This window comes from Acinetobacter sp. UBA991, assembly GCF_002292065.1.
GTDB lineage: Bacteria > Pseudomonadota > Gammaproteobacteria > Pseudomonadales > Moraxellaceae > Acinetobacter > Acinetobacter higginsii.
The window spans coordinates 20,382-40,312 of sequence record NZ_DBBF01000034.1; the positions used below are offsets into that span (position 1 = coordinate 20,382).

Here is a 19,931-nt window from a genome sequence, read left to right on the forward strand (position 1 = left end):
GTTGAACAGAAAGGTAATCCAATGAAAGCCCAAGCCCTATCAATAGAGAGTGAACCACTAGCGACTGCTCCTGATTGTAAGGCACTTTTTACGGGATTTATGAAATTGGGATTGATGGGTTTTGGTGGCGTGCTGCCACTGGCACATCGCATTATCGTTGAAGAACATAAATGGATTGATGCAGGCAAATTTACCGACTTACTTGGCGTGTGTCAGTTATTGCCAGGCGGTAACATCATCAATATGGCAGTTGCCATTGGAATGGAATTCCAAGGCGTGAAAGGTGCGATCAGTTCAGTCCTCGGTTTGATCTCTGCCCCGACGGCAATTGTACTGATCATCTATCAGGTCTATGAGCATTTTCAGTACCTCCCCGCAGTGAAACACATGATCCAAGGTTTGGCCGCTGCTGCCGCAGGCTTACTATTTGCGACAGGATTTAAGATGCTCAAGCCAATTTTAAAAAGCTATCTGACCATTTTCACCATTGGCCTGACTTTCGTGTTTATGATCTGTATCAAGCTGCCCTTAGCACTGACTTTAGCGATTTTACTGGCGATTAATATGCTGGTTCTAGGAGTGAAAAAATCATGATCTTAGTCACCCTTGCTATCGTATTTACTCAGCTTTCGCTACTGGCTTTTGGCGGTGGTAATGCCATTCTCCCTGAAATGCAACACCAAGTGGTAACCGTGCATCAATGGATGAGTGCAGAACAGTTTAGTTCGCTGTTTGCTATGGCACAGGCTGCCCCAGGCCCGAATATGATGATTGTGCCTTTGGTCGGTTGGCATGTCGCAGGTCCAGCAGGACTATTGGTCACTTCTCTCGCGAAGTTTGGTCCATCTTCAATCATCACCATTTATGCACTGAAATTCTGGGAACGCTTTAAAGCCAATCCATTACGGGCACGTTTTGAAAAAGCGTTGAAACCGATTACTGTAGGTTTAGTTCTGGTCAGTGCATGGTTGATTGCGGATGCATCTGCACAGAATCTGCTTTTGGTCATCATCGTGATTTTGACAGCCATCCTCGGCATGTTTAAAAAAATTCATCCGCTTTGGGTCATGGCTGCGGGTGCAGGACTTGGAATTGCTTTCCTTTAAGATTTAAGCATCAATAAAAAAACCTGCTTGATGCAGGTTTTTTATTGGATCTCGCATTACCAGATACTGACCCGTTTTTCAGGTGCTAAATACATTTTATCTCCCGCTTTGATCTTGAAAGCATCATAGAACGGCGCTTGATTGACTAAAGCACCATTGGCGCGAACTTTATCTGGTGCATGTGGATCTGTTTTTAAATACACAATCGCTTGCGCTTCACGAGTTTTAGCACGCCAAACTTGCGCCCAGCCCATATAAAAACGCTGCTCTCCTATCTGCCCATCAATGATTGGTGCAGGTTTACCAGCCAAGGATAGTTGATACGCTTTATAGGCAATCGATAGACCTGAGTTATCGGCAATATTTTCACCCAAGGTTAGTTCACCATTGACGTGATAGCCAGCAATCGGTTCATAAGCATTGTACTGCGCCACTAAAGCCTGTGTTTTGGCTTTAAAACGTTTGTGATCCTGTGCTGTCCACCAATTGCGCATATTGCCCAATTCATCAAACTGACTGCCTTGATCATCAAAACCATGGCTAATCTCATGCCCGATCACACTGCCAATCCCGCCATAGTTCACCGCATCATCCGCATCGATATTAAAGAATGGCGGTTGCAAAATGGCGGCTGGGAATACAATTTCATTGGAGGATGGATTGTAATAGGCATTCACGGTTTGCGGAGTCATAAACCATTCATCACGATCCACAGGCTTACCGAGTTTATCCAAACTGTCTTGATGCTCAAATTCTCTGGCACGAATCACATTACCAATCAAATCACCGTCTTTAATCTCAAGTGCTGAATAATCACGCCATTTCTTTGGATAGCCGACTTTAATCGATAAGCTGGCTAATTTCTTTTTAGCCTGTACTTTAGTTTCAGGACTCATCCAATCCAACTGGCTAATGCTTTGATCATAGGCTTGGATCAAATTCTGCACCAAAGCATCCATACGCTGTTTTTTCTCTGCAGAAAAATGTTTTTCCACATAGATTTTGCCTAGACCATCACCCAATACTGCATTCACGGTTTGTACACCACGCTTCCAGCGGACTTCTTGTTCTGCAACATCACGCAAGGTTTTGCCGTAAAATTCAAAACTCTCATCGACCAAGGCTTTGTTTAAGAAGGGTGAAAAATTACTGATCAAGTTCCATTTAAAATACGCTTTCCACACATTTAAAGGCGTTTTATTGATCACTGGATCAAGTGCTTTGAAATAGCTTAATTGATGTACTTGGATGGTTTGAATTTTGTCTTTGACCCCGACTGTATTGAGATAACTCTCCCAATCAAAGCTACGACTTAACTTATTTAAATCTTTAAGTGGGTAAATATTGTAACGCTTAGATAAATCACGGTTTTGTACATTACTCCACTGGATTTTTGCTAAGTCTGTTTCGAGCTTGAGAATGTCTTTTGCGTGCTGAGCCGCTTGCTGATCACCTGACAGTTGTAGCATGCGTTCAATATGCTTGAGATATTTGGCACGCGTTTCCACAAACTTCTGATCATCTTTTAAATAATAATCTCGATCTGGTAAACCCAGTCGACGCTGTGCCAAACCGGCAATCATCACATCAGAGCGTTTCATATCTTGATCAATACCGATATCAAACGGCGTTCTAACTCCGATACGAGAGAAATGCCCCATTAATTGAGCAAGGTCTTGTTTATTTTGAATCGCATCCACACCTGCCAATTCTTGCTTTAATGGTGTAATTCCCTGCGCTTCAATTGTTTTTTCATCCATAAAGCTGGCATATAGGCTGGAAACTTTTTGTTCAACCGTTCCTGTTGCCCATTTTTGGGCAGTCAGCGCTCCAACAATAGCATGTAACTGATTGGTGGATAGCTCATGTAATTCGTTGAATGCGCCCCAACGTGATTTATCTGCTGGAATCTCAGTATCTTTTAACCATGTGCCATTTACATAGTTATAAAAATCATCATTGGCAGACACGCTTTGGTCGATATACTGTTGGTCTATGCCTGAAACTTTTTGTGTTGGGGAGGATTGAATTGCTTGATCTGCCCATACAGTTGCAGTAAAGGCAGTCAGTGCAAGCGCCAATGCACTTTTGAGCAATATAGGTTTCATGATTTATCCTATTTATTTAGGTTTTAAGCGATACAAGAGAGAAATGAAAGATCATTAATTTTATCAAGCGACTATAGTGAAGTACTTGGATCAAATAAAGTCATTTTCGTTGCAATATATATTCACTTTTCACATAAAAACCACAAACTCGCTAAAACCTTTGGCAATAAAAAAGCCTTAGCATCGAGCCAAGGCTTCTTTTATTAACCAACTAAACGATTAATCCAAAGTTTTTTCAAAAGCTTTAAGACGCTTATAAATGGATAATAATTCAATAATCGTTGGCCATGATGTAATCAGGTATTGAAAGGACTTTCTCACTTGTTGGAATACATTCAGAATTTGCATCATGATCCCTAAAGTAACAGCACCCGCTGCAATTGAAGGCGCAAGTATAAAAATCCCATATAAATTATCTAATTGTAGGTACCAAATACGTACTAAATTAAAATAGGTATAATGAAAGTACAGTTTAAAATAATTCAAACGAACCTTACTAAAGAGTTCTTTTAGAGTCAAAGGATCAGCTCGATTTGCATGATCTTCTCCATAAACTAACTCTTTACGATATGCAGCCTCAACTTTTTGATTATTAAACTCTAAACCAGGAAGCTTATATCCAACCAACATCAAAACAACTGTCCCGAAGATTGCCCAACCTAAAGCAGCAATCATTAACGCATGGGGAATTTCGCCAACGACTGGTAAAACCTTTACATGAACTGAGAGTTGCAACAAGATTGGCAAAAAGGCAATCAGTGTCATGATTGCTTCAATAAAACTGACTCCTAAACTTTCTGAAGTTTTTGCAAAACGCATCGTGTCTTCTTGTACACGTTGTGAAGCACCTTCAATATGACGGAGTCTATCCCAGAACTGGGTATAGTATTCATTCATCGCTGTACGCCAGCGGAATATATAATGACTGACAAAAAATAAATTCAGGACCGCGATGGTGACATAGACCATCGCAATAAAGATAAAAGTCAGCATCTCAGTATAAAGCAGATTAAGTTCTCCACCTCCACTAGATACCATTTTCTGAATTAAATTATAAAAAGGTTGATACCAAGCATTGATCACTACATCAACCTGAACACTGAACCAGATATTAAACAGAATAAAAGCTGATCCCCAAATCGACCAAGCTTGCCATTTATTGTCTGAGCATATCCGCCAAAAAACAGCAAATAATGCTGTTGCGATAAAAAACCAGATATAAAACCAAAGAAATGAAGGTGCCCAGAAGCGACTGACATCAATCGGTAGTTCCGCATCAGTATAACCTTTGGCAAAACCTAGATATTCACCCCAGCTATGACCACCGCTATACCACAGCAGCATATTCAAAGCGATCCATATCACCACAGAAATGAAAAATGGACGCGGATTCGGAAAGAAAGACTTAAACATCTGTTTAACAATCCTTGTTATGTAGCGATTTATTTGAACAAGCCATCCTATGACCTGAAACTTAAAACTGTCTGATAAAAAAGTTTGATGATTTGTAGTTATTTACCTGTTTTTTCGCCTTTTTAATAGCTTTTTGTAGATGATTTACAATTTGTTTTTACCCGAACATAAGTTTAGTAAATGGACTCAAGTACTTAAGTCCATTACAAGGCTCATAAAATAAAGGCTTAGCGTGGCGCTGAAGTACTCATTTTTAAGGCAATATCCTGTTGCTCGCTTGGCGTTGGGAAGCTTTTGCTTTGAATTGCCCATTGAATTTCGGCGAGTTTTTCATTGGCGGCATCTACACCTGCCTGCATGGTCATCTCACGACCTTTGACATCAAAGATATGTGCTTTTTCACGCAGATCAGGCTGAATTACAATATCAGCCTCTTTAAGTTCCTCTTCTGCCAAACGTCCTTGCATGATATTGATATTCTGATTGAACAAGCCCCAGACATTGCTGGTTTCAGTATGAATCGGTTGTGCCAAGATATCCACGGCGATGACCACATCCGCCCCCAATTCACGTGCAACCTGTACAGGCACGGGGCTGACTAAACCGCCATCAACATACTCAACATCATGAATTTTGGTCGGTACAAACATACTTGGAATGGATGCAGAAGCCCGTACCGCCTGCCCAGTATTGCCATAATTAAATACAGTTCGGGTACCGTCTTTTAATTCGGTCGCCACCACATACATTGGGATTTTCATTTTTTCTAATGGCAGGTTATGCACTTGCTCATTGATATAGTCTTCCACTTTTTTACCGTCAAAAAAGCCCTTTAGACTGACATTGACTTCGCGTACATCATTGGCTTTGAGCTTTAAAGCAATATCGCGTAATTCGGCAGGACTTTTACCACTGGCATAGATTGAACCGACAATACTGCCCGCACTGGTGCCCACGATAAAATCTGGACGAATGCCTTGCTGCTCTAATACTTCAATCACGCCAATATGGGCATAACCACGCGCGCCACCACTGCCCAATACCAATGCAATCACAGGGCGTTTTTGCTGTTGTTTTATGGCATTAAAGGGTTGGCTTACAGCTTGAGCTTGGGCATCTTCAATCACGGGTTTTAAATGTGAAGTATTTTGGCAACCAGCCAAAACTGCCATTGAAAGACCCAACATCCATAATTTAAGCTGTTTCATACGCCGCGATTGCCATATTAACCATATCTCTAGACCTAAATTTTAGCGTTTAGCGCATCTAAAAACTGTAGCAATTTTTTGTATTTGTCATCAAAAAGACATAAAAAAAGCTCCTCGAAAGGAGCTTTTTTTATGATTTTAGTTTTGCTTTAGATGCATTACCAAATATCAGAATCAACTTTTTTCTTTAATTCTGGATAGTTATCAATCTTAAACTCAGGCTCTTTAATACCGCGCTTCAACTGAGAAGTATAGTCTTTTAACAGAGTCCGTGCCATAGGGGTTAACAATAAGATTGCGATCAAGTTAATCGTCGCCATGATCCCCATGAACAAGTCCGCCATTGACCAAACCAATGGCACACTACCGATCGCACCGAAGTACACCATCACCAACACAAAGATTCGGAAGATGAACATCACTTTCGGATTGTTATTGATAAACTGCACATTACTTTCTGCATAGGCATAGTTACCAAGTACAGCGGAATAACAGAATAAGAATAACAGCACCGCAAGGAAGTCAGCACCCCAGTGTCCGACTTGAGTTTCCAATGCACGTTGAGTTAGTTCTACCCCGACAAAGCCCGCATCGTGATAAACACCCGATACCAAGATAATGATCGCAGTACTGGTACACACAATGAACGTATCAACGAATACACCAAGCATTTGCACCAAGCCTTGGTTCACTGGATGTTTCACATCCGATGCTGCTGCAGCGTTTGGTGCAGAACCCATACCCGCTTCGTTAGAGAACAAGCCACGCTTGATCCCTTGCATCATTGCCATCGAAATCATGGCACCGAAGAAACCACCCGCTGCCGCATTAAACTGGAATGCCTCAGTGAAGATCAGTTTAAAGATACCCGGAAGAAGTTCGTAATTGCTGATGGCAATATACATCGCCACTGCTAAATACAGGCCCGCTTTTAATGGTACGAACATTTCTGCAAATTTAGCGATACGTTTGATACCACCAAAAATCGCTAAGGCAACCATAACAACCAGTGCCAGACCAACCCATGAAATTTCGAGATCAACACCACCTAAGTGGGCAACCAGATTGGCTTTGTCCCAACCCCATGCATGTGAAGATGCATTGGCAATCGCATTGATTTGAACTGAGTTGAATACGAAACCATAGGTAAAAATCAAGGCCAGCGCGAAGATCACACCAAAAGTTTTACTGCGTAAGCCTTGCGTAATATAGTAGGCTGGTCCACCCCGAAACTGCTTACTATTGCTATCTCGTACCTTAAATAATTGAGCAAGCGAAGACTCGATAAAAGCCGAGCTCATCCCCAATAATGCAGTAAACCACATCCAAAACACTGCACCTGGTCCACCAATCGCAATCGCGATCGCCACACCTGCAATGTTACCTACCCCAACACGACTAGCTAAGCCCGTTACAAATGCTTGGAAAGGTGTCAATCCGTGTGAATCTTTTTCTTCACCTTTAGTACGACTACCCTTCATCACCTTGATACTGTGGAAGAACATTCTGATTTGGACAGCTTTCGTTGCAATGGTATAGAAAATACCAACTGCTAGCAGGAAAACAACGAGAAAGTCCCATAAAGGATCATTGAAAAAACTTACCCAAGCCATCAGGGTGTCATTTAATTTTTCATTCATCACTTATTCGCTTTTAAATATTTTATGTACGTCCGTACATATACGATAACAATGGATGAATCAAAAAAGCCCCGCTTGGGGCTTTTGATCCGACTTAGGCAAAGAATTTCAAAATTAATTGAATTACTGTTGCGTTAATTAAATCAACGAAGAACGCACCACAAAGCGGAACAATCAAGAAGGCTTTATGAGATGGTCCATACATATTGGTAATCGCTTGCATGTTTGCAACCGCAGTTGGTGTTGCCCCCATACCAAAACCACAGTGACCTGCTGCCAATACCGCTGCATCGTAGTTTTTACCCATGACGCGGAAGGTAATGAACGCAGCATATAATGCCATCGTAATGGTTTGCGCACCTAAAATAACGACAAGCGGGCCAGCCAAATCTGCCAACTGCCACAATTTCAATGAAAGCAAAGCCATTGCAAGATAGAGCGATAATGATGCATTACCAAACACATCAATTGCACGGTCAAAGATATCTACTTTTAATACGCTTTCTAAGACATTACGTAAGATCACACCCCCGCCAAGCGCCCAAACGAATGTTGGTAACTCGAACCAAGTGCCCTTACTGAAACCTGTCATGAATTCTGCGAATGCCAAACACGCAGCAAACATACCCAAAGTGGTAATCGCATTATCAGCCGTAATTAAACGAACCTGATGTGGATTTTCAAATGGTGCCAGCTCGTCAGGATGTTGATCTAAATGCGTATCACGATTTTTGATTTCAGCTGGGGTCTGTGCTTGAGCAAGGCTATAACGGTTAATCAACAACTTCGCCAATGGACCACCGATAATACCACCGATAATCAGACCGAAAGTTGCACTCGCCATACCCAAAGCTAACGCACCTTGAATCCCATGCTGGGTCTCAAGAATTTCACCCCACGCACCTGCAGTACCGTGACCACCTGTCAATGTAATTGAACCTGCAATCAAACCCACCAAAGGATCAATACCCAATAGGGTTGCAAGGCTCATACCGACAGCGTTCTGCACCACAATAAAAGAGGCGACACAGACCAAGAAGATCACTAAACCAATACCGCCTTCTTTGAGCTTCATGAAGTTAGCACTTAAGCCAATCGAAGCGAAGAAGATCAACATAAAACTGGTTTGTAATTCACTACTAAAAACAATACTGTAACCCCAAAGTGAGTGTACAAGTAGTGAAAGTACCGCTGCAACCAAACCACCAGCCACAGGCTCAGGAATGTTATAGCGTTTTAAGAAGTCAATTTTATTAACGAGCAAACGTCCTAATAACAAGACGATGACCGCCGAAATTAGGGTATAGAAACCATTAAAAGTAAATTCCATATCTTCTTCCGTTTATTTTATTCGCTCTAGCGATGATTTTTTCACCACTTTGGAACGCATAAAATAGTAACTCTCAAAATGAGTGAAAACTCAATCAACTTAATAAAAAGCATACAGTTCTAAGCAAGAACTAAGGCCTGTTTCGTTGATCAGTTTTCACGGATGATTTACACCTACTGGATAGGTGGCTTAGAAGTTATAGCGAGCCATGGCCCCTACACGATTATCCTTACCTTTTTGTCCATCAAAGGTCTTACGTTCGCCGTAGACATACTCTAGACCAAACGTAATCGGTGTGACTGGTGAATACATGATATTCCACCAACCTTGTTGCAAGGTTTTGTTCTGCGCAGCATCTTTTGCAATCACCGCTTGTTTAGCAAAGTCATTGCTATCATCCGCAAACATTGCGCCATAAGCCAAGGTACTACGTAATTTAGGATTAATTTGATAAGTTGCACCGACCGTCAGCGCATCGAACTCATTCAAATTTAGACCGAAGTTATTTGGATTTACGTTGTAAGCATTGTTGGTATACAACAAGAATTTACTATCGCCCTTCACATGCGAATAGTCGATCATCGCCTGCAACGCATCGGTGAACTTATATTTTGCACCGACCGCGACACCCCAGCCCAATTCTGAATCATTGGCACTAATCTGTTTAGTTTCTTTCTTAAAGGTATCGTTATCAATTTGTGTTAACACTTCTTTATACGCATCTTTACTACGTGCTTCAGTAATCAATGCACGTACAGACGTTGTACCCTGACCTTCTGCAAAATCATATTTTAATTTTGAAGTTAAAGCGGGCGCTCGGTTATCGTCATTGCCTTTTTCCAAAGCAACAAAATAATGTGTCGCTGGATTAAATGCACCACTATAACGGACCATTGGCGTACGGTAAGTCCCGATTCCCAAAGGCGAGTTAAAATCAAGCATTTCTGGCTGTAAGTCAGTTGCCAAGAAAGTTGAGGTAGTTTGACCAAATAGCCAGTCATTCATTGTTAAATAAGCATGGCGAATACGAATGGTGTCATTGCTACTACCACCACGGAAATCGACTTCTAACTTACCACCCACTTCAGCGCCTTCGACTGGTGCTTTAAAATCAAGCCCCAAACGGGTAACCGTTGCAGTGCTGTAGAAGCGATCACTGTTCTTTTCAGCGCCTTCTAAATCAACCTTATTGATGCGGTTAAAGATCCCGTCACCACCTTTAGATTGATAAGAAGCATCACCACGTAAGAAACCGTGTAATTTAACTTCTGCACCAGACGCAGTGTTAAACACCAATTGCGACTTTTTAGGAACAGCGGGTCCCACAGCTACATTTGCAGGGTGATCTGGGTGTGTTTCTTTAAAATTAGAATGTTCCTGTACAGGAGCAAGGTCATTTTTTTGTTTTGCTTGGGGAACATATTGCTGTAATAAAGCTTTTAATTCCTTCACTTCATCACGAAGTTGTTGAATCTGTTCTTGCTCACTAGCAGCGTGTGCGTTGTTCATCATTAAGGCAGCAACAGTGATTGCTAAACCTTGTAGTACGAACGGCTTACGGATGAGAGATACACTCATGAGAAGCTCCTTGTATCTGTGTATATTTCAACATTTTCTAGCGGCATAAAATTGGATAAATTTGCTATGCCTAGGATAGAAAATTCCCCTCACCTTATCAGTAAGGAAAGCCCAATCAGTTTTTTAAAAAGGGCGTATTATGCATAAATTTCGAATATTGTGTGTACTTTTTATTTAAGGAGTTCTCATCATTTTCGCGTGAATAAAAAAATAGTTTTTCGATTTCATTATGTTACTAATAGTTTTCTTTTTCACACAAACCAAACAAAACATATAAAACATACTACAACTTATCATAAAGCTTTCTTTTTGTGATTATTTTTTACACACCGCTAAAGTTGTATGTGAAAAACTATCTGCAAAAACCATTTATTGATTTATAGTCAGCACACATTAAAAGATCAAAATGATGAGGAGTTTTTTATGAACACGGAACAAGTCCGCTATGTAGATGAAGCGATTACGTCTCGTCATTCAGTCCGTGCATTTTTAGATACCCCTGTCGAAACACAAACCATCAAAGATATTTTAGCGGTAGCAAGTCGTGCGCCTTCTGGCACCAATGTTCAGCCTTGGAAAGTCTATGTGGTGACAGGGCAAAAACGTGCAGAGATGATTGATCGTGTTTGCACTGCCCAAATTGAACTGCTACAAAAACCTGAGCTTGCAGCACAATATCAAGAGACTTTTGCCTATTATCCTGCAACTTGGATTTCACCGTTCATTGATCGTCGTCGTGCCAATGGTTGGGGTCTGTATGGTTTGCTGGGCATTCAAAAGGGCGAAAAAGAAAAAATGGCAGCACAACAATTGCGTAACTTTCAATTGTTCGATGCCCCCGTTGCTTTATATTTTACCGTGAATAAAGTCATGGGTATCGGCTCCAAAATGGATATTGCCATGATGATTCAAAATGTCATGGTGGCTGCTAAAGCGCGTGGCTTAGATACTTGCCCGCAAGCCGCATGGAATCACTTTCATCCAATCGTACTGGATATTTTGGGCGCACCAGAAGATGAAGAACTGGTTTGTGCAGTGGCTTTAGGTCATGCTGACCCTGAGCATATTGTGAATACCTTTATTACACCGCGTGAACCTGTTGAAAACTTCACGGTGTTTTTAGACTAGACTTGTAAATAAAGCAGTCTCTAAGCTGAGAGACTGCTTTGCTGTTTTCCAACTTTTAAAATGGCAAACAATCCTGCACTGGTAAACAGTAACATCATGATGCCCATGTTCAGAGATGCCTTCCATACCAAGAAGTTCAAGATAATCCCAGCCAACAGACCACAAGCAAATTGCATACTGCCCATAATGGCACTGGCCGTACCTGCACGTGCCCCTTGCTGAGACATCGCCAAAGCCATCGCATTCGGCCCTGTTAAACCAATTCCTGATACCACAAAGAATAAGCCTGACATCAGAAGTAATAGCGGTGCATCCGACATCAGCCCTGCAGTCAGCACAATCAATGCCCCAAAGCACTGGATTAAACCTCCCAAACGCAGGCGTTGGAAAATTCCCATTCGGGTATTCAGATGTTTATTCAGCGAGGACATCAACATAATCCCTGCTGCATTCAACGCAAATGCATAAGAGAAATGCTGCTGGGACAATCCATATTGCCCCATAAACACTTCGGAAGCAGAGCTGATATAACAGAATAAAGCTGCACCCGTTAAACAGCCTGCAAACATCGGCACACGGAAACTCTCATCTTTTAAAATTGCCCCATACAGCGTACTGACTTGATAGGCCGATAATTTTAAACGGCGCTCAACGGGAAGGGATTCTTTAAAGAAGAAATGTACACAGAGCCAACACACCACCCCAATCATCGACAAGACGATAAAAATTGCCTGCCAAGGGAAGAAGGTCAAAATCCATGCCCCAAAGATTGGCGCCAGAATCGGTGCCAGCCCCATCACAATCATCATGCTAGAAAAGGCTTGTGCAGAGCCGTGCATATCCAGACGATCACGAATGGTTGCTCGCGCCATGACCACACCGACACAGCCACCTAAAGCTTGAAAGATACGAGCTGCAATCAAAGCCCACTCATTACTTGCAAATACACAGGCTAAACTGGCGATCGCATAAAGCCCCAAGCCAAAATATAATGGCTTTTTACGTCCACTACGGTCACTGACAGGTCCATAAATCAACTGTCCAATCGCCAGTCCCAAGAAATAAGCAGGTAAGGTATTGGCCACCATTTGTGTACTGACCCCAAACTCATCTGCCATTTGCGGCAAAGCGGGTAAATACATATCGATCGACAACGGCCCTAATGCGGTTAACAAAGCAAGCAACAAAATCCATGCTGTTGAATATTGACGCTGATTGGTTTGCTCTGCCTGCATAATGCTCTACTTTTCATGTTAATCACCATTCTAAGCTTAGCATCCTCAACATATTTGTGCATAATAAGAATCAGAAAATTGATTGCAGAATACAAAAAGGACAAACTTTGAATCCTTGGTTCGGACGTTTAAGACAAGCAACCTATAACACCACGTTTATGTATAACGTGCGTATGTTAATCGCCTTTACGGGGACTGCTTTTGTTCCCTATCTTTTAGATTATCAATTGGCAACGATTCCCTTAACACTCGGTGTCGTTGCCGCCGCGATTAGTGATATTGATGACCGCTTTTCTGTGCGCATCATGAACCTGATTTATACCTATATCGGGTTCTTCATTACAGCGGCTTCGGTTCAACTGTTATTCCCCTATCCAATCGCCTTTGCAATTGGATTAATCGCCTCTTGTATCGGCTGGATCTTATTGGGTTCTTTAGGTCGTCGCTATGCCACCATTGCCTATGGTTGTCTGGTCATTTCGGTCTATTCCATGTTGGGCGTACATTTATTTGAACAATGGTATCTGCAACCTGCTCTGCTTGTTGTCGGTGCGGCTTGGTATGGTTTACTTTCTACTATCAGCTTTCTATTGTTCCCTGTACGTAAAGTTCAGGACCAACTGTCTGCCTCCTATTCAGCTCTTGGTAGCTTCTTGTTTGCTAAATCAAACCTATTTGATGTCGACATGACGCCTTCAAGCTATCAACAAAGCATGATTGATATCGCCTTGGAAAATGGCAAACTGGTGGGGATCTTCAATGATCTGCGCATGTCGTTGTTGACTCGTTTGAAGGGTGACCGAGGACAAAAAGATACTCGGCGCAGTCTGCAATACTATTTTGTCGCACAAGATATTCATGAACGCGCGGACTCAGCCCATATTGATTATCAAAAACTGGCAAAGGTCTTTCAGCACAGCGATATCTTATTTCGCTTTCAACGGATTTTATCTATTCAAGGCAAAGCCTGTCAGGACTTGGCACAATCCATTTTAAGCCGTACCCGTTATGTACATAACAAGCGTTTTAAACACAGTTTTGAAAATTTAAGACTGTCCTTAGAAAAACTGCGTGAAGATGGACATTATGATCAGGTGCGGGTGAATGCCCTATTTGCACTTTATCAGAACCTTAAGTCGATTGATGCACAATTACAAAACCTAGAGACTGAACGCAATCTGCAAAAAATCGATGCGGAACATGCAGAAAGTCAGCTCAAAGATGATGATCTCAAAGGCTGGAATGACATCATGGTTCGGGTGAAACAGCATCTCACCCCTGAATCGGTACTCTTCCGTCATGCGGTACGTTTGTCGATCGTCCTCTTTATTGGTTATCTGTTTATCCAGATGACCAATATTGCTTATGGTTACTGGATTTTATTAACGGCACTGTTTGTCTGCCAACCCAACTTCAACGCCACCAAGCGACGTTTATACCTACGTATCATCGGAACCTTGGTCGGGATTATTGTTGGACTCGCCATTATCTATTTTATTCCTTCAATCGAAGGTCAATTGGTGATGCTGATCCTGAGCGGTGTACTGTTTCTGGAGCTGCGTAGTAAGCAATATGCGCAAGCCACTGCATTCATTACCATCCTTGCGTTAATCAACTTTAATCTGGATGGCTCTGCATTCGCAGCGGGTCTACCCCGTTTTATTGATACTGTGATTGGATGTGCTTTGGCATGGTTTGGTGTCAGTTTTATTTGGCCAGACTGGAAGTTCCGCAGATTACCGCGCTCAATTCAACGCTCTCTACAGGCACAATGTAAATATCTTGCCGAGGTGGTGGAACAATATCATCAAGGTCGTAATAATGCCTTGAATTATCGCGTCGTTCGACGTGCCGCACACAATACCGATGCCGAAGTGGCTTCCCTGATTTCAACCATTGCAACCGAACCGAATATTGATGTAAATCAAAAAAGTTTAGCGTTTGAGTTTTTATGCCTGAGCCATACTTTTTTAAGCTACATCGCAGCATTAGGTGCGCATCGTGAGCAAATCCAAGATCAGGAAGTATTGGGTTTACTCGATCAAGCTTTAGATGATATTCAAGGGGCACTCCTCAGAGATGAAGTTCCTGATTTATCAGCACAAAATCTGATGCAAACCATTCGTGATCGTCTCAGCCGCAATGAAGATCATGATCCCAAATCGCTGATTATTTTGCAGCAGCTTTCACTGATGCTCAGTGTGTTAACACGCTTAAGTATGCTGAAACAGAGTCTGAGTCATGAACCGAATGAAGATGGTACCGAATTTGCTTCACTTTAATGGCTGTTGTGATTGCAATAGCCCCCATGATTCGCCATTGGCATAATATCTTTGCATGCCAATAGATGTTAAACTAAACCCAGTTATATACTCATTTTTTATACTATGACCGCCAAAACGCTATACGCTTATACGCTACAACCTGTTCCTTACGAAGTTTCTGAAGCTGAACAACGTCAAGCTCAATTGATGATTTGGCGTAGTACCAACAAATTCAGCCGCAAAGCATGGATGATTATGATTGCACTGGTTGTACTTTCATTGGTTGCTGCAGGACTTATTAAATATTACTCCACTTACTCAACCGTGATTTGTTGGGTGGTGATTGTGAGTGTGGTGCTGTTCTATTTGATCAAACGTTTTGGTCTGGAGTGGTACGTTAAACGCAAGATGACTGAATTCCCAGTACAGGAAATTAAAGGTCTACGTTTAGGTGTACAACCTCACGGTATCGTGATGCGCCAAAAAATGGGTCTGCAAGAAGGTACTGCAACCATTGGTTGGAAAGACATTTACGAATGGTATAGTTCACCTGACTTTATTTTGGTGAACTTCAAGGTAAAAACAAAAGGCGAAGAACAACAAGGTGCCTATATTTTACCAAAGCGTATGGACTCGAAAAATTTCTCGTTCAATACCGTCCGCAGACACCTAAATGAAACGGTTGGTGCGCCTAAATCAATCTAATAAATTAATCACTATAAAAGACCTCTCGACATGAGAGGTTTTTTAATATCCATTAAATAAATGAGAATCAAAATCAATATTACCTGCAAAATCCATATTATGTTCTTATTCTTGGGTTATAATTTTTTACATGAATTTCATTATCTTTCCATTCTTTGACCATGTTTAAAAAAGTTTTCTTCCAAATCCATTGGTTTTTAGGGATTACCGCGGGACTCATTCTCTCTTTAATGGGAGTCACTGGTGCAATCTACTCATACGAACCACAAATTCTAAAATGGATCAACCAAGACAGCTATGTCGTTGAGGTTGCCCAAACACCAAAACTCACCCCTGCCCAACTGTATCAACATTTCAATCAGCAACAACCCGAGATTGAAATTAACAGCATTACCATTGCTTCTGACCCAACAGCATCTTCTACCGTCAATATTAAAAAAGAAGGTGCGCGTCGTGGTTACAACATGATGGTCAATCCATATACAGCGGAAGTCTTACCCGATATTAAAGGTCGTGACACCTTACAATTTATTCAGCGTTTACATCGTAATTTAACGGCTGGAGAATTTGGGGCGCAGATTACTGGGGCATCTACGCTGATGCTGATTTTCTTTGTATTGAGTGGTATCTATCTACGCTTTCCAAAGAAACATAGTATTAAACAATGGTTGTTTATTAAGCCAAAACTAAAAGGTCGTAATTTTATTTGGGATCTACATGCAGTAGTCGGAACCTGGGTGGTTGTGTTCTATCTACTGTTTGCATGTACAGGCTTATATTGGTCTTATGACTGGTGGCGTGCAGGTATGTTCAAAGTCATGGGCGTTGAACAACCACAACGTAATCAACAAAATAATGAACGTGGCAAAAATAAGCAACCTGAACTGGAAAAAACGCAGGTTAATAGCATCCTGACGCAAACATGGACAGGCGTAAATGCACAGATTGGCCGTGAATATTCTAGCCTGACCTTAAATATTCCTAAACGTGATGATGCCAAGGTTGAACTTTCATTTGTCGATGCTATTCCACAACATGAGCGTGCACGTAACCAAGCGGTTTATAACTATCAAAACAATAAATTCGAAAAATTCGAACTGTATGAAGACAAGAAGCTCAATGAAAAAATCATGAGCAGTATGCTGCCCGTGCATCGTGGTAGCTTCTTTGGTTCAACCTATCAATTTATTGCCATGTTGGCTTCATTGGCCATGCCACTGTTCTTTGTAACAGGTTGGATGCTGTATCTAAAACGCCGTAAACAGAAGAAATTAACTCAAGCGGCACGTCAGTCACTCGGCGCACAGCAGATTGACCCAAATGCCAAACCTTGGCTGATTACTTATGCAACGCAAACTGGTGTGGCTGAACAATTGGCTTGGCGTACTGCGACCAGCTTGCAAGAAGCACAACAGCCAACTACGGTTAAACCAATTCAGCAACTGACTGAGCAAGACCTGCAACACGCAGCACAGGTTTTATTCGTAGTCAGTACCTATGGTACAGGTGAGGCACCTGATCTGGCCGCAAGTTTCAGCAAGAAACTGATGCAACAACAGCTTGATTTGAGTCAAATGCACTATGCCGTACTGGCACTAGGTTCAAAAGAATATCTTGATAGTTATTGTAGCTTCGGCTATGCGGTAGATGCATGGTTAAAGCAATGTCATGCACAACCCTTATTTGACTTGATCGAAGTGGATAATGCCAATGCCTCTGATATTCAGCGTTGGAATCAGGGCTTGTCTGCGGTAACCCAGCATGAGCTACATGCCATGAATATTGAGAAAGTATTTGATCAATGGACGCTAAGCGAACGCACCCTACTTAATCCAGATAGCTTAGGGCAGGCAGCTTATAATATCGAGCTGACCTCAGCATCTGACATGACCTGGCATGCGGGTGATATTGCAGAAATTCAACCTGCCAACAGTTTGACTGATATTCAGAATTTCTTGATCAAGTACCAAACCCCTGCACATAGTATCGTTGAATCATTGAACCAAAATATTGAACAAGCACTGTGGAATAGAAATCTGCGGGTTGAGATCCAGCCTTTTAGTACACTTGAAGACTTACTGGAACAATTACCCACCCTACCCGCACGTGAATATTCGATTGCCAGTATTCCATCTCAACAAGTACTAAGACTGGTGGTTCGCCAAAAACGTGATGAAAATGATCAACTCGGTCTTGGTTCTGGCTGGTTAACCGAATTTGCGCAACCAAAACAAAATATCGCCCTGCGTATTCGAACCAATGAATCATTCCATTTAATTGACGATAACCGCCCTATTATCTGTATCGGTAATGGTACTGGTATCGCAGGTCTTATGAGCTTGTTACAGCAACGTAATCGACAAAATTACACTGCTAACTGGCTGATCTTTGGTGAACGTCAACGCGAACATGATTTTTTCTATCAAGAAACCATTCAAGCCTGGTTAAACATGGGAACACTACAACGTTTAGACCTCGCCTTTTCTCGCGATCAAGAACAGCGTATCTATGTGCAGGATATATTACGCAACAATGCAGATGAACTGATCAAATGGGTTGAGCAAGGTGCGGTGATTTATGTCTGTGGTAGCATTGAAGGTATGGCTTCTGGTGTCGATCAGGCATTGATGGAAATTCTTAGCGAAGAAAAACTGGATGAGTTAAGACAAGCTGGTCGTTATCGCCGAGACGTTTATTAATTCTTCTCTATAAAAAAAACGAGTGCTAGCCACTCGTTTTTTTATAAGACAATAAGAGGATTTGCCTTTCTCTGAATTTTGCATACACTTAGCACGGTTCAAATCGACACAATTAAGATTATGCAAATAAGTTCATGGGTTCGTATTATTTTAGCCCTTATCGGTTCAGTTCTGTTCTTAGATGGCGCAATTCTGATCGCTTTTAAAAAGATTCATATCGGAACCGTACTGCCGCTGCTATTTGGACTATTTTTCTGTCTCTATGCTTATTTCTATTATCATATTGAACGTTTCTTTTTCTATCATTTCCGCTTGCATTCAATTTGGCGCTTTGGCTGGCTCTGTTTCTGGATTTGGTTAGTTAGCTTAGGCTATTTCTTCGATTATCTTTCAGATAATAATGCCAAAACTCAACATATCCCTGCGGTTAAAGCAATTATCGTACTAGGTAGTGGTGTGGAAAAAGGACAACCATCTGCAACGCTCGCAAAACGTTTAGACCGTGCCGCCCCAATTGCTTTAGCTCAGCCTCAAGCAAAATTAGTCATGACAGGTGGTATTGATTTTGGTGAAACTGATAGCGAAGCCGTGGTGATGTCACGTTACGTACAACAACACTATCACATTCCTGCATCACAAATCATTTTGGAAGATAAAAGCACCAGCACTGAGCTAAATCTTAAAAATAGCCAACAGCTCTTGCAGGCACAACAGATTAGCATTCAACAACCAATTGCAATTGTGACCAGTGACTTTCATACCTTGCGTGCTGCTGCCATTGCTAAGAAACAAGGCTATACGGATATTACCCTACTCGGTGCGACTACACCTCTAAGCACACGCTACAATGCATGGTTAAGAGAATACTTTGCCTATGCGAGTGGTTGGATCTTAAATGAGTATTGATTGAGAGATTACCCTCTCAATTAGGATGAAGCTGAGTTATGCAACCGAATATCACGTGGTAAAGGTAGTTTTAACTCAGCAAAGACATCTGGACGTTGTAAATATATTTGGTATAAAAAATTCTTAATATCCAATAACAAAGAATCAGGAGAAACCAATAAATTGTTTCCCTCTGGGGTTAAATCTAGAGATAAGATCGTATTATTTTCTTTTAAAAATGGAATCAATTTTTCAATAAAAGCCAGTAATGGTACTTCCTGAATTTCGTATTGCGCCCAATTGTCTTTAATCAGCAGTTTTGCCAAACTTTTATTCTGCCACACGGATAAAGCATGTTGCCCAGATGGTGTTGAGCATAAGGCCCAACCATCGTGATACAGTGCAATCACATGACGTTGCATAACAATATTTTGAATGAACTGACGGTAAGCGTCTTTGAGTGAAGAACCAGAAGGTGTAGTTTGAGATTTCGACGCAGCCTTGCGTTGATAAGGGTTTCTCATAAAGTACTTCAATATTAGAATCATTATTGACGCTAATGATAGAATAACTTTGTATGGATTACAATGATATGAGATTTAGGGAAGATATATGGTGGGCGCTGACGGGAT

Annotated in this window: 15 protein-coding genes; 7 read left to right on the forward strand and 8 right to left on the reverse strand. The window is 41.6% G+C overall.

All coding sequences use genetic code 11. From position 1 onward, the window contains the following. Positions 1–21: 21 nt before the first annotated feature. Both B2727_RS14475 and B2727_RS14480 read left to right on the forward strand, forming a co-directional pair. The gene (locus B2727_RS14475) at positions 22–594 is read left to right on the forward strand and encodes a chromate transporter (protein ID WP_033134679.1); all 573 of its coding nucleotides are present in this window, start codon (positions 22–24) and stop codon (positions 592–594) included. After that, a complete protein-coding gene (locus B2727_RS14480) occupies positions 591–1,106 on the forward strand; it encodes a chromate transporter (protein WP_033134680.1) in 516 nt (171 codons plus the stop codon). The genes B2727_RS14475 and B2727_RS14480 overlap by 4 nt, the downstream gene beginning before the upstream one ends. A gap of 56 nt (positions 1,107–1,162) precedes the next feature. Here the strand turns inward: B2727_RS14480 and B2727_RS14485 are convergent, their stop codons facing one another. The 6 genes from B2727_RS14485 to B2727_RS14510 all read right to left on the reverse strand — a co-directional run bounded on the left by B2727_RS14485 (position 1,163) and on the right by B2727_RS14510 (position 10,383). Then, a complete protein-coding gene (locus B2727_RS14485; RefSeq protein WP_033134681.1) occupies positions 1,163–3,214 on the reverse strand; it encodes a M13 family metallopeptidase in 2,052 nt (683 codons plus the stop codon). Between the two features lie 219 nt (positions 3,215–3,433). Next, complete coding sequence (gene sbmA, locus B2727_RS14490; protein WP_033134682.1) at positions 3,434–4,627, reverse strand: peptide antibiotic transporter SbmA; 1,194 nt, start codon at positions 4,625–4,627, stop codon at positions 3,434–3,436. 227 nt (positions 4,628–4,854) lie between these two features. After that, positions 4,855–5,835, reverse strand: a complete 981-nt coding sequence (locus B2727_RS14495; RefSeq protein ID WP_033134683.1) for a patatin-like phospholipase family protein — start codon at positions 5,833–5,835, stop codon at positions 4,855–4,857. A gap of 158 nt (positions 5,836–5,993) precedes the next feature. Next, the gene (locus B2727_RS14500) at positions 5,994–7,475 is read right to left on the reverse strand and encodes an alanine/glycine:cation symporter family protein (RefSeq protein WP_005206050.1); all 1,482 of its coding nucleotides are present in this window, start codon (positions 7,473–7,475) and stop codon (positions 5,994–5,996) included. 94 nt (positions 7,476–7,569) lie between these two features. Continuing rightward, a complete protein-coding gene (gene gltS / locus B2727_RS14505) occupies positions 7,570–8,805 on the reverse strand; it encodes a sodium/glutamate symporter (protein WP_033134684.1) in 1,236 nt (411 codons plus the stop codon). 189 nt (positions 8,806–8,994) lie between these two features. Then, positions 8,995–10,383 (reverse strand): DcaP family trimeric outer membrane transporter, encoded by a 1,389-nt coding sequence (locus B2727_RS14510; RefSeq protein WP_033134685.1) that lies wholly within the window; start codon positions 10,381–10,383, stop codon positions 8,995–8,997. Positions 10,384–10,806: 423 nt separating this feature from the next. Between B2727_RS14510 and B2727_RS14515 the strand changes: the two genes are divergently transcribed. Continuing rightward, positions 10,807–11,511 (forward strand): nitroreductase, encoded by a 705-nt coding sequence (locus tag B2727_RS14515; protein WP_033134686.1) that lies wholly within the window; start codon positions 10,807–10,809, stop codon positions 11,509–11,511. A 20-nt stretch (positions 11,512–11,531) separates the two neighbouring features. On the opposite strand, the gene B2727_RS14520 is transcribed toward B2727_RS14515, so the two are convergent. Next, positions 11,532–12,746 carry a multidrug effflux MFS transporter gene (locus B2727_RS14520; RefSeq protein WP_033134687.1) on the reverse strand — a complete coding sequence of 405 codons (1,215 nt, stop codon included), beginning with the start codon at positions 12,744–12,746 and terminating at the stop codon, positions 11,532–11,534. Positions 12,747–12,853: 107 nt separating this feature from the next. Here B2727_RS14520 and yccS point away from each other — a divergent pair, with 107 nt between their 5' ends. From yccS to B2727_RS14540, 4 genes are all read left to right on the forward strand, one after another. After that, positions 12,854–15,028 carry a YccS family putative transporter gene (gene yccS / locus B2727_RS14525; RefSeq protein WP_033134688.1) on the forward strand — a complete coding sequence of 725 codons (2,175 nt, stop codon included), beginning with the start codon at positions 12,854–12,856 and terminating at the stop codon, positions 15,026–15,028. A gap of 105 nt (positions 15,029–15,133) precedes the next feature. Then, complete coding sequence (locus tag B2727_RS14530) at positions 15,134–15,715, forward strand: YcxB family protein (RefSeq protein ID WP_004802952.1); 582 nt, start codon at positions 15,134–15,136, stop codon at positions 15,713–15,715. Positions 15,716–15,876: 161 nt separating this feature from the next. Beyond that, a complete protein-coding gene (locus B2727_RS14535) occupies positions 15,877–18,414 on the forward strand; it encodes a PepSY domain-containing protein (protein WP_033134689.1) in 2,538 nt (845 codons plus the stop codon). A 120-nt stretch (positions 18,415–18,534) separates the two neighbouring features. After that, positions 18,535–19,320 carry a YdcF family protein gene (locus B2727_RS14540; RefSeq protein WP_033134690.1) on the forward strand — a complete coding sequence of 262 codons (786 nt, stop codon included), beginning with the start codon at positions 18,535–18,537 and terminating at the stop codon, positions 19,318–19,320. A gap of 20 nt (positions 19,321–19,340) precedes the next feature. On the opposite strand, the gene B2727_RS14545 is transcribed toward B2727_RS14540, so the two are convergent. Next, the gene (locus tag B2727_RS14545; protein WP_004802944.1) at positions 19,341–19,823 is read right to left on the reverse strand and encodes a DUF2750 domain-containing protein; all 483 of its coding nucleotides are present in this window, start codon (positions 19,821–19,823) and stop codon (positions 19,341–19,343) included. Between the last annotated feature and the right edge of the window lie 108 nt (positions 19,824–19,931).